Here is an 11,835-nt window from a genome sequence, read left to right as displayed (position 1 = left end):
CGGGCCGCCAACACAAACCGGGGCAGGTCACCGCCCGGCGGGGCCTCTCACCCCGGATAGACCGGAGCCGACCCTCCCTCGACCAGCTTCTGCCACTTGGCACCGGACAGCAGCCGCACGATGCCGTCCTCCTCCGAGTACGCCACCAGCGGCATCCTCTCGTCCTCGGACGCGGCGATGCCCTTCACGCCGGTCAGCGCGGCAGGCGCCGACCCCACCGGCGTCGAGCCGTCGACCTGCACATAGCCCATCTGCTGCACGCCACCCTGCTCACGCCCCACCACCACGAGGCGGCTGTCCCCGGCCCACGACATGGCGGTGACCTCCTCCAACTGCGGTGTCACGGAATCCAGTTCGAGGACCGACACGACCGACCGCTCGTCGGCCTTCTGCCCCGCCGCCCGACCCGGTTCCGCCGGCAACTTCCCCTTGGGCGCCCCGTCCGACGCCGTCGCCGCCCGCTCGTCCCGCTCGATCCGCCCGATGTACAGCGACCGCTGGCCGCCCTTCTCCACGATGAGCGCGATCCGGACCCCGTCGGCGGCCACCCGTACCGCTTCGATGCGCCCGTCGAGCCCCGGCGTCCTGACCTCCAGGGGCTCGCCGGCGCCCTTGGCCAGGAGCAGCAGCCGGGGCTTCCTGGGATCGCGGTCGGCCACCCACAGGTCGCCGTCGCCGTCCCAGCTGGGCGTGGTCAGCCGGTCGGCCTTGGTGGCGCCCTGGCTGGTCAGCACGGGCTCCCCGAGCGATCCGCCCGACACCAGCGACCCGACGTACAGCATGCTCCCGTCGAGCGAGACCCCGGCCGCGGTCTCCTCGTCACGCGAGACCGCCGCCGACCGCAGCTGCTTGACGCCCTCGCCGAGCGCGCCCGGCACCGGGGTGACGTCGGCGGCGGGACTGTCATTGCCGGACACGCGTACGAGACGGTGCTTGGCGTCGATGAAGTACTGGAACTCGGGCCGTTGCACCACACCGCGCGCGGCGACGGTCTCGGCGCCGTTCTTGTCGAGGACGCAGAGCTGGGAGCCGTTGGCGCGCTGCAGGGCGACCTCGTCGACACCCGTGGGCGTCAGGTCCTGCAGGGTGTAGAGGAGTTGGGCGGCCATCTCGGTGCACTTGGCCGACCCGACCCGGTTCGCCTTGTCGTTGAGGGGCACCGTCAACCGGTTCTGGTCGTCGGGGGCCAGCGAGGTGACCCCCTTCTTCAGCGCCGTACCGGTCGGGAAACTCGACCTGACGACCGGCCCCAGCCAGCGCGAGGGGCCCTCGATCAGCGAACTCACCGTCTGCGTCATCGGGTCGACCTTCTTGCGGACGTAGACCGGATCGGCGACCGACACCAGTTGCGCGTCCGCCTGCGACGGCGTGTTCGAAGCAAAGTAGTACTTGTTGACGGACGTGTAGTTGCGCAGGAAGTCCGACTTTCCCATGACGACGCCCTGCGGCAGATCGTCGATCCGCCACTGTCCGCTCTTCTTCTCACGCGTCAGGTGCAGCGTCGCCCGGTACTGCCCGTCGGCCGGTTCGTACGACTGCTGGGAGTCCAGCGTGGCGAACCTGCCGCCGGTCAGCGTGGACGCGTAGTCGTCGGTGTCGTCCCGGCCGCCCGCGTGGACGGCGTCGGCGGTCGGCCCGCCGTCCAGCACCGTGGTCGACGCGTCGGGGCGCCAGCTCTTCGCGGCCTGCGCCGTCAGGTACTTGCGTGCCGTCTCGTAGTGCGGATCGTCGCTGGTCAGCGCCTCCAGGAAGCCCTGGACGATCTGCCCGGGCGGGGCGTTCTCGTGGGGCGGCAGGGCGAAGACCCGTACCTGGGCGTCCTGCCGGGGCGTGGACTCGACTCCGCGCAGATCCCCGCTGTCGGGCATCGAGGCGCATCCGGCCAGCAGAACGGCGCCACAGGTGGCGTACACCACCGCGCGAACCGTTTCCCGCCGCCGACCGTCCCGCTCGCGGTCAGGGCCCACGAAATGCCTCCCCTTACTCATCCACACGCTCGGTCCCGGCGTCCGTGGACGCTCTGTCCGAGGACTGCGACTCCGTACCGGGCACACCGTCCCGGCGTGCCCCGCCGCCCGCGCGCGGCACCACACGGGCACCGCTGCCGGGCAGCGCCGTCGGGTCGGCGGACGGGGCCACGGCGGCGAGCCGCGGCGCTATCGGCCCCTGTTCGACGGCCGCCGTCCCCACCGGCACCGTGGCGAGCTTGTCACCGCCGCCGTAGGGCAGACCGGCGTCGCCGAGCTCCCGGTGACGCCGTGAGTCCTTGGGCTCCAGCGGTATCGGCGAACCCCGCAGGGGCTCGTCGGCGGTGCGCGGCAGCGTCAGCCGGAACTGTGAACCACCGCCCGGCTCACCCCAGGCCTGCAGCCAGCCGCCGTGCAGCCGGGCGTCCTCCAGCGCGATGGACAGGCCGAGGCCCGTACCGCCGGTGGTACGCGCGCGTGCCGGGTCGGCCCGCCAGAAGCGGCTGAAGACTCGGGTCGCCTCACCGGGCTTCAGCCCGACCCCGTAGTCCCGCACGGCCACCGCGACCGCACCGCCCGCGGCGGCCAGCTTGACGACGACGTCCTTGCCCTCGCCGTGCTCCACCGCGTTGACGACGAGGTTGCGCAGCACCCGCTCCACCCGGCGCGCGTCGGCCTCCGCCACGACGGGCTGCTGGTCGCCCACCACCCGTACGGTCGTCCCCTTGCGCTCGGCCAGCGGCTCGGCACCGCTCACGACGCGCCGTACGACCTGCCTGAGGTCTATCGGCTCGGCCTCCAGCGCCGCCGCGCCCGCGTCGAACCGGCTGATCTCCAGCAGGTCCGCGAGCAGCGTCTCGAACCGGTCCAGCTGATCGGCGAGCAGTTCGGCCGACCGCGCAGTCACCGGATCGAAGTCCACGCGCGCGTCATGGATGACATCGGCGGCCATCCGTACGGTCGTCAGCGGCGTCCGCAGTTCGTGCGACACGTCGGACACGAACCGGCGCTGCATCCGCGACAGCTCCTCCAGCTGCTGGATCTTCAGCTGCAGATTCTGCGCCATCTTGTTGAAGGCCTCACCGAGCCGCGCGATGTCGTCCTCACCGGTGACCTTCATCCGTTCCTGCAACCGGCCGGCGGACAGCCGTTCGGCGATACCCGCCGCCATCCGCACGGGCGTGACGACCTGCCGCACCACGAGCCAGGCGATGGCCCCCAGCAGGACGACGACGAACAGCCCGGCCGTCGCCAGTGTCCCCTTGACCAGGCTCAGCGACTTCTCCTCCTGCGTCAGCGGGAAGAGGTAGTACAGCTGGTACGGGTCGCCGTTCGGGTCGTCGACCTGTTTGCCGATGATCAGCGCGGGCTGCGACTCGCTGCCGTTGGTGTAGGTGATCCGGGTGTAGCTCTGGGCCATCAGCGGGCTGCTGTCGGCCCGCGCGCGCAGTGCCTCGGGCACGCTCGCTGTCGGGTCCACCCCGCCGGAGGCACGCGGCCCGCGACCGCTGCCGCTGTCGTCGCCCGCCGGCCCGACCGGGAGCGTCACGACGTCGAAGGCCCCCTGGCCGCCGCTGGAGAGGGACTCCACCAGGTCGCTCATCCACTGGATGGGGCTCTGCGCGGGGCGGCCTCCCGTACCGGAACCGTCGTCCCCGCCGGCGCTGGCCGCCGCGTCCGCCCGCAGCTTGGCCGCCGTGAACCCACCCGCGGCCTGGCTCTGCGAGGCCTTCACCTTGGCGTCCAGAAGCCCGTTTCGCACCTGCCCGATGACCACGAAGCCGAGCAGCAGCACGACCCCGAGCGACATCAGCAGCGTCGTGACGACGACCTTGAGCTGGATGTTGCGCCGCCACAACCGCATGACGGGCAGCAGCGGCCGCCGCACCCAGCGCATGAACAGCCGAAGGACCGGGCTGCCCTGGACACCGCCCTGAAGCAGCCCGCCCTCGAAGAACTGCCGCCAGCCGGAGCCGACCCTGCTCACCTTCTGCCGCCCGACAGGCCGCCCCGCACGACCCCCGGAACGCCCGGGGGGCGAAGCGGCACTGTCCCCGGACATGTCAGCTCGGTCCTGCCTTGTACCCGACGCCACGGACGGTCACCACGATCTCCGGCCGCTCCGGGTCCTTCTCGACCTTGGAACGCAGCCGCTGCACATGGACGTTGACCAGCCGGGTGTCCGCCGCGTGGCGGTAGCCCCAGACCTGCTCGAGAAGCACCTCACGCGTGAACACCTGCCACGGCTTGCGCGCGAGCGCCACCAGCAGATCGAACTCCAGAGGCGTCAGCGCGATCGACTGCCCGTCCCGCTTCACGGAGTGACCGGCGACATCGATCAGCAGGTCGCCTATGGCCAGCTGCTCGGGCGCCGGCTCCTCCGACCGCCGCAGCCGCGCCCGGATCCGGGCGACCAGCTCCTTCGGCTTGAACGGCTTCACGATGTAGTCATCGGCACCCGACTCCAGGCCCACCACGACATCGACGGTGTCGCTCTTGGCCGTGAGCATCACGATCGGCACCCCGGACTCCGCCCTGATCAGGCGGCACACCTCGATACCGTCCCGGCCGGGAAGCATCAGGTCCAGGAGCACCAGATCGGGCTTGGACTCACGGAAAGCGGCCAGCGCCTTGTCGCCGTCAGCTACGAAAGACGGCTCAAAACCTTCACCACGCAACACAATGCCGAGCATCTCGGCCAGTGCGGTGTCGTCATCGACGACAAGGACTCGTCCCTTCATAAACGACATCATCCCATTAACTAAATCGTTACCTGTCGTGACCTGTCACACAGCTCTGCCAGCGCCTCAGCCGTCACGGGCGAAACAACACCCGCTTCGGTGACGATCGCCGTCACCAACTCGGGAGGCGTCACATCGAACGCCGGGTTGTACGCCTGGGTCCCCAGGGGTGCCACCGGTATCCCGCCTCCCGCTTCCGCTCCCGCCACCGGCACCTGAGGCGCCGCGATCTCCGTCACCTCGTGCCCGGCACGCTGCTCCACCTCGATGGACGCCCCGTCGGGGGTGTCCGGATCCACCGTCGTCACCGGCGCCACCACGATGAACGGCACGTGGTGGTACCGGGCCAGCACGGCGAGCGGATAGCTCCCCACCTTGTTCGCCACCGAACCGTCGGCCGCGATCCGATCGGCCCCGATCAGCACCGCGTCCACCTGACCAGCGGCGAACAAGGAACCCGCGGCGTTGTCCGTGAGCAAGGTGTACGCCATTCCGCTGCGCGCCGCCTCATATGCCGTCAGGCGAGCACCTTGCAGCAACGGACGCGTTTCGTCCACCCAGAGCCTGCGCAGCCGCCCCGCCCGGTGCGCCGACAGCGCCACCGCGAACGCCGTCCCCTCACCACCCGACACCAGCGAACCGGTGTTGCAGTGCGTGAGCAGCCGGTGCCCGCCGCCGGACAGCAACTCGTCCAGCAGCGCCAGCCCGTGCACCGCCATCCGCGCACTGGCCTCGGCGTCCTCCCGGTGCAGCGCCCGCGCGGCGTCCAGCGCGGCCCCGGCCGCCTGCTCCAGGTCACCGCCCCCGGCAAGCACCGCCCGATACGCGCCCAGAGCCCTGCGGACCCCGACCGCGAGGTTCACCGCGGTGGGCCTGGCCTGCGCCAACGCCTCGGCCGCCTCATCCACGTCGAAGCCGCGCACGGCGGCGAGCGCGACCCCGTACGCCCCCGCGATACCGAGCAGCGGCGCCCCGCGCACGGCCAGCGAACGGATCGCCGCCACCAGCGCGGGCGCGTCCGTACAGACCAGCTCGACCTCCTCGGCCGGCAGTCTCGTCTGGTCGAGAAGCACCAGCACGGGACCCTCGGGGGGTTCCTCCCAGCGGATCGCCGGTATCTCGGTGGGCCGGTTGTCCTCGCGGATTTGCGCGTACTGATCAGCCATCCACCCAGTCTGCCCCCTCGGCGTCGCACTATTGAAGGAGTCCAGCCCCTACGGGGGCCGATCCCCCGCAACTCTCCCCATGGCACGATGGCTGCCAACCTGCCGCGAACGCGGACGGGCACCGTGAAGGAGCGACGATGAACGACACTCCGGGCTGGGCCTCGCCCGGATCTGCCCCCTCCGAAGGGCAGCAGCCCGACGCGTCCGCCCCCGCCGACCGCCCTGACCCCACGAAGCCCGCGGACCAGCCACGCCCCGACGCCCCCGCCTCCGGCCCGAACTGGTCCAATGAGCAGCCGCCGCCCGCCCAGTGGTCCGCCCCCACCGGCCCCCAGGGCCCCGGCCCCGGTCAGGCTCCACCACCGCCCCCGGGCCCCGGCTGGGGCGGCACGCCCCCCGGCGCCCCCGGAGGGTACGGCGGCCCCGCAGGCCCGGGAGGCTACGGCGGATACGGCCCGCCCGGCGGCCACCCCGGCTGGGGAGGCAACTGGGGCGGCCCCCCGCCCGCGGCCAAGCCCGGTGTGATCCCGCTGCGCCCCCTCGGCGTCGGCGAGATCCTCGACGGCGCCGTCTCCACCATGCGAGCCCACTGGCGCACCGTGCTGGGCATCTCCCTCACCGTCGCGGTCGTCACGGAGATCGTCGCCGTCCTCCTCCAGGGCTTCTTCCTGGACGACACCACGAGCGTCGACTCCCTCAACGACCCGAGCGCGAGCCTCGACGAACTGAGCCGCGCCATGGGCGACGCCCTGCTCAGCTCCGGCGCCCTCTTCGTGATCTCCGTGATCGGCACCGTCATCGCGACCGCACTCCTCACGACCGTGACCAGCCGCGCCGTACTCGGCAAACCCGTCACCCTCGGCGAGGCCTGGCGGGACGCCCGCCCGCAGATCCCGAAGCTCTTCGGCCTCATCTTCCTGCTGATGCTCACCGTCGTGGCGGTCATCGCCGTAGGCACCGGCCCCGGCCTCCTCGTGGCCTTCTCGGGCTCGGAGGGCGGCGGCGCCGCACTCGCCATCCTGGGCGGCTTCGGCGCATCCCTCGTCGCGCTGTGGCTGATGATCCGCTTCTCCCTCGCCTCGCCGGCGCTGATGCTGGAGAAGCAGAGCATCACCAAGTCGATCGGCCGATCCGCGAAACTCGTCCGCGGCTCTTGGTGGCGGGTCCTCGGCATCCAACTGCTCGCCGGGATCATCGCGATGATCGTCTCGTCCCTCGTCGTCCTCCCGTTCACGTTCATCGCCGCGGCCCTCACCGGGGACGGCGTCAGCGACTTCCTCAACGGCACGGGCGGCTACGGCTGGACATTCCTGATCGTCAGCGGCGTCGGCTCGGTGATCGGCTCCACGCTCACCCTCCCCATCACCGCGGGCGTGACCGTGCTCCTCTACATCGACCAGCGCATCCGCCGCGAGGCCCTCGACCTCGACCTGGCTCGCGCCGCAGGCGTCCAGGACACCGGCTCCGGCGCGCCGGGCGCCACCCCGGGGAGCTGATGCGGTGAGCCCGACGGGGGGATCCTTCACCACGCTGCCGGCCCTGCCGCACACCGCCGAAGCAGCCGTACGAGCCCTGCTGCGGGCCGGCGACAGCGCCGTACTGTCACTGTCGGCCGACGACCCGCCGCTGACGATCCCGCGTGATCCCGCGCGGGAGGCGGCCCGGCGCGAGCTGTCCAGGCGCATGTACCACGAGAACGACCCCGGCCTGCTCCAACGGGCCATGGACGCCTTCTGGGACTGGCTCGGCCGGCTCTTCAACGCGACCTCCACCGCGACCCCCGGAGGAACCGTCGGGCTGGTGGTGATCCTCCTCGCCGTCGCCGCCGTGATCGGCGCCCTGTGGTGGCGCCTGGGCAGCCCGCGCCCCGGCCCCACCTCCTCCGCCGTGCTCTTCGACGACCGCCCCCGCAGCGCCGCCGAACACCGCGCCGCCGCCGAGGCACACGCCGCCCAGGGCCACTGGAACCAGGCCGTCCAGGAACGCATGCGCGCCGTCGTCCGCGCCCTGGAGGAACGCGCCCTGCTCGACATCCGGCCGGGCCGCACCGCCGACGAGGCAGCGGCGGAAGCCGGCCGCACCCTCCCGGCCCACACCGACCGCCTGCGCACCGCCGCCCGCGACTTCGACGACGTGACATACGGCGGACGCAGCGCGTCCCCCCAGACGTACCGCCGGCTCACAGAACTCGACAGCGACCTCGAACGAGCGAAACCGGCCCTCGCGACCAGCAACAGCGCCCCCAGCAAGGCCCCCAACGCCCACCAGGGAGCCCCCGAATGAGCACCGAGGCCACGCTGCTCCCCGCCTCCACCTCGGCCTCGCCCACTGCCCGCCAGGTGTGGACCCGCGCGCGAGGCGTCATCCTCGCCGTCGTCCTTCTCCTGGTGGCCGCCGTCACCATCGCGGTGATCAACTCCGGCGCCGAGCGTGGCGGCCTCGACCCCCGTTCCGCCGACCCCCACGGCAGCCGCGCCGTCGCCACCCTGCTCGCCGACCGGGGCGTGTCCACACGCGTGGTCACCACCCTCGCCCAGGCGACCACCGCAGCCGACGCCGACACCACCCTCCTGATCGCGGTCCCCGACCTGCTGACCGACCCCCAACAGCGGCAACTGCACACTGCGACGGCCAGCTCCGGCGGACGCACCGTCCTGATCGCCCCCGACAGCCCCTCCGTCGGAACACTCGCCCCCGGCGTAACCGCCGATCTTGCGATCAGCCTCGACTCGAAGCTCTCCCCCGACTGCGCCCTGCCCGCCGCCCGCCGCGCGGGCACCGCGGACACCGGCGGCTTCCGCTACGACACCACCGCCCCCGGCGCCGACACCTGCTACCCGAGCAACGGCCTGCCCACCCTCGTACGCCTCCCCGCGGCCGTCGGAAACGGCGACACCGTCGTGCTCGGCGCCCCCGACATCCTCTACAACGACCGTCTCGACGAACACGGCAACGCCTCGCTCGCCCTGCAACTGCTCGGTTCCCGCCCCCACCTGGTCTGGTACCTCCCCTCGCTCTCCGACGACTCGCTCACTGACTCGGGCCAACGCGACTTCCTCGACCTGCTCCCCTCGGGCTGGCTCTGGGGCACCCTGCAACTCTTCTTCGCCGCAGCCCTCGCCGCCCTCTGGCGGGCACGCCGACTCGGCCCCCTCGTACCCGAACGTCTCCCCGTGGCGATCCGCGCCTCCGAAACCGTCGAAGGCCGCGCCCGCCTCTACCGCAAGACCAACGCCCGCGACCGCGCGGCAGCCGCTCTTCGCTCCACCACCCGCACCCGCCTCGCCCCCCTCGTAGGCATCCCCGCGACCCAGGCGCACTCGCCCGAGTCCCTGCTCCCCGCCCTGTCCGTCCAGCTCCAGAACCCCAGCGACGGACAGGCCCTGCACACCCTCCTCTTCGGCCCGCCGCCCAGCGACGACGCCGCCCTCATCTCCCTCGCCGACCAACTCGACGCCCTCGAAAGAGAGGTACGCCGTCCATGATGGACCCGACCACTGACAACGCCGGGATCACCGGGGATCCGGGCGCCGCCCGGGCCTCCCTGGAAGCCCTGCGCGCCGAGATCGCGAAAGCCGTGGTCGGCCAGGACCCCGCCGTGACCGGCCTCGTCGTCGCCCTCCTCTGCCGCGGACACGTCCTCCTCGAAGGAGTCCCCGGAGTAGCCAAGACGCTGCTCGTACGGGCACTCGCATCCGCTCTCGAACTCGACACCAAGCGCGTCCAGTTCACCCCGGACCTGATGCCCAGCGACATCACCGGCTCCCTCGTCTACGACACGCGCACGGCGGAGTTCTCCTTCCAGCCCGGCCCGGTCTTCACCAACCTCCTCCTCGCGGACGAGATCAACCGCACTCCCCCGAAGACCCAGTCGTCCCTCCTGGAAGCCATGGAGGAACGCCAGGTCACAGTCGACGGCACCCCGCGCCCCCTCCCCGACCCCTTCCTGGTCGCGGCGACCCAGAACCCGGTCGAGTACGAGGGCACATACCCCCTCCCCGAAGCCCAGCTGGACCGTTTCCTCCTCAAGCTCACGATCCCCCTACCCTCCCGCCAGGACGAGATCGACGTCCTGACCCGCCACGCCGAGGGCTTCAACCCGCGCGACCTGCGCGCCGCCGGCATACGCCCCGTGGCAGGCCCGGCAGACCTGGAAGCGGCCCGCGCCGCCGTCGCCAAGACAGCGATCTCCCCCGAGATCACCGCCTACGTGGTGGACATCTGCCGCGCGACCCGCGAATCCCCGTCCTTCACCCTGGGCGTCTCCCCCCGAGGCGCCACAGCCCTCCTGGCGACGTCCCGCGCCTGGGCCTGGCTGACAGGCCGCGACTACGTCATCCCCGACGACGTCAAGGCACTCGCCCTGCCCACCCTCCGCCACCGGGTGCAACTCCGCCCGGAGGCCGAGATGGAGGGCGTGACGGCCGACTCGGTCATCAACGCCATCCTCGCCCACGTCCCCGTCCCCCGCTGATGCCACTCACCGGCCGCGCCGCCCTCGTGGCGGCCCTGGGCTCGCTCCCCATCGGCCTCCTCGATCCCAGCTGGACGGGTCTCCTCGCCGTCAACGGCCCCCTGGCGATCGCCTGCGCCTGCGACTACGCCCTGGCAGCCCCCGTACGCCGCCTCAGCCTCACCCGCTCCGGCGACACCTCCGCACGCCTGGGCGAATCAGCGGACGTCACGCTCACAGTCACCAACCCGTCCCGCCGCCTACTCCGCGCCCGCCTCCGCGACGCCTGGCCCCCCAGCAGCTGGGAGTCCGGCACCGAGGTGGAGGCCTCCCGCCACCGTCTGACGGTCCCCGCCGGCGAACGCCGCCGCGCCACCACCCGTCTACGCCCCACCCGCCGAGGCGACCGCCAGGCCGACCGCGTAACAGTCCGCTCGTACGGCCCCCTGGGCCTCTTCGCCCGCCAGGGCAGCCACCACGTCCCCTGGACGGTACGCGTCCTGCCCCCGTTCACCAGCCGCAAGCACCTTCCCTCGAAACTCGCCCGCCTGCGCGAACTCGACGGCCGCACCAGCGTCCTGACCCGCGGCGAAGGCACGGAGTTCGACAGCCTGCGCGAGTACGTCCCCGGCGACGACACCCGTTCCATCGACTGGCGTGCCACAGCCCGCCAGTCCACGGTCGCGGTACGCACCTGGCGTCCCGAACGCGACCGCCACATCCTCCTGGTCCTCGACACCGGCCGTACTTCGGCGGGCCGCGTGGGCGACGTCCCCCGCCTGGACGCCTCCATGGACGCGGCCCTCCTCCTGGCAGCCCTTGCCTCCCGAGCCGGCGACCGCGTGGACCTCCTCGCGTACGACCGCCGAGTACGAGCCCTGGTCCAGGGTCGCGCCGCAGCCGACGTCCTCCCTTCCCTGGTCAACGCGATGGCCACCCTGGAACCCGAACTCATCGAAACGGACGCCCGCAGCCTCGCGGCCACTACTCTCCGCACGGCCCCCCGACGCTCCCTGATCGTCCTCCTGACGAGCCTCGACACGGCCCCCATCGAAGAGGGCCTCCTCCCGGTCCTCCCGCAACTGACCCAACGCCACACAGTCCTTGTCGCCTCGGTGGCCGACCCGCACATCGCAAAAATGGCAGCGTCCCGAGGAAACACAGAAGCGGTGTACGAGGCTGCAGCTGCCGCCCAGGCACAGACGGAACGCCAGCGAACCGCCGAACAACTCCGCCGCCATGGCGTCACGATTGTCGACGCAACCCCGAATGACCTGGCGCCGGCACTGGCAGACGCATATCTGGCCCTGAAGGCAGCAGGCCGCCTCTGAATGGTGCCTCTCTCAGAGGAGGCACCATTTCTCAAACAACCCTGAAAAACAGAAAACCCCCGTACCGGTAACCCGGTACGGGGGTTTTCCCAATATTTGTTCGGCGGTGTCCTACTCTCCCACAGGGTCCCCCCTGCAGTACCATCGGCGCTGTGAGGCTTAGCTTCCGGGTTCGGA

Annotated in this window: 9 protein-coding genes and 1 rRNA gene; 5 read left to right on the top strand and 5 right to left on the bottom strand. The window is 71.7% G+C overall.

Annotation, left to right across the window (positions count from 1 at the left end; translation table 11 throughout):
- Positions 1-47 precede the first annotated feature (47 nt).
- The 4 genes from PV396_RS40975 to mtnA are packed head-to-tail and all read right to left on the bottom strand — an operon-like array spanning position 48 to position 5,874.
- Positions 48-1,967 carry an LpqB family beta-propeller domain-containing protein gene (locus PV396_RS40975; RefSeq protein WP_319213430.1) on the bottom strand — a complete coding sequence of 640 codons (1,920 nt, stop codon included), beginning with the start codon at positions 1,965-1,967 and terminating at the stop codon, positions 48-50.
- 13 nt (positions 1,968-1,980) lie between these two features.
- The gene (mtrB, locus tag PV396_RS40970; RefSeq protein ID WP_319213429.1) at positions 1,981-4,029 is read right to left on the bottom strand and encodes an MtrAB system histidine kinase MtrB; all 2,049 of its coding nucleotides are present in this window, start codon (positions 4,027-4,029) and stop codon (positions 1,981-1,983) included.
- Between the two features lies 1 nt (position 4,030).
- A complete protein-coding gene (gene mtrA / locus PV396_RS40965; protein WP_189148219.1) occupies positions 4,031-4,720 on the bottom strand; it encodes a two-component system response regulator MtrA in 690 nt (229 codons plus the stop codon).
- Between the two features lie 8 nt (positions 4,721-4,728).
- Positions 4,729-5,874 (bottom strand): S-methyl-5-thioribose-1-phosphate isomerase, encoded by a 1,146-nt coding sequence (mtnA, locus tag PV396_RS40960; protein WP_319213428.1) that lies wholly within the window; start codon positions 5,872-5,874, stop codon positions 4,729-4,731.
- A 137-nt stretch (positions 5,875-6,011) separates the two neighbouring features.
- On the opposite strand from mtnA, the gene PV396_RS40955 reads away from it, so the two are divergent.
- From PV396_RS40955 to PV396_RS40935, 5 genes are read left to right on the top strand one after another with little or no spacing between them, the layout of a single operon-like run.
- Positions 6,012-7,370, top strand: coding sequence for a glycerophosphoryl diester phosphodiesterase membrane domain-containing protein (locus tag PV396_RS40955; RefSeq protein WP_319213427.1), 1,359 nt, complete (start codon positions 6,012-6,014; stop codon positions 7,368-7,370).
- A gap of 4 nt (positions 7,371-7,374) precedes the next feature.
- Positions 7,375-8,157, top strand: a complete 783-nt coding sequence (locus PV396_RS40950; RefSeq protein ID WP_319213426.1) for a DUF4129 domain-containing protein — start codon at positions 7,375-7,377, stop codon at positions 8,155-8,157.
- On the top strand, positions 8,154-9,359 hold the full coding sequence (locus PV396_RS40945; protein ID WP_319213425.1) for a DUF4350 domain-containing protein: 1,206 nt from the start codon (positions 8,154-8,156) through the stop codon (positions 9,357-9,359). Before PV396_RS40950 ends, PV396_RS40945 begins: the two co-directional genes overlap by 4 nt.
- Positions 9,359-10,348 (top strand): MoxR family ATPase, encoded by a 990-nt coding sequence (locus PV396_RS40940; RefSeq protein ID WP_319213488.1) that lies wholly within the window; start codon positions 9,359-9,361, stop codon positions 10,346-10,348. Before PV396_RS40945 ends, PV396_RS40940 begins: the two co-directional genes overlap by 1 nt.
- On the top strand, positions 10,348-11,658 hold the full coding sequence (locus PV396_RS40935) for a DUF58 domain-containing protein (RefSeq protein WP_319213424.1): 1,311 nt from the start codon (positions 10,348-10,350) through the stop codon (positions 11,656-11,658). The genes PV396_RS40940 and PV396_RS40935 overlap by 1 nt, the downstream gene beginning before the upstream one ends.
- A gap of 98 nt (positions 11,659-11,756) precedes the next feature.
- Here the strand turns inward: PV396_RS40935 and rrf are convergent.
- Positions 11,757-11,835: ribosomal RNA gene (rrf, locus tag PV396_RS40930) — 5S ribosomal RNA — on the bottom strand; the annotation flags it as partial.

It is taken from the genome of Streptomyces sp. ME02-8801-2C, assembly GCF_033793965.1.
Lineage (GTDB): Bacteria > Actinomycetota > Actinomycetes > Streptomycetales > Streptomycetaceae > Streptomyces.
The sequence above is the reverse complement of the archived record's forward strand: the minus strand, read 5'-3'. Positions and strand labels throughout refer to the sequence as shown.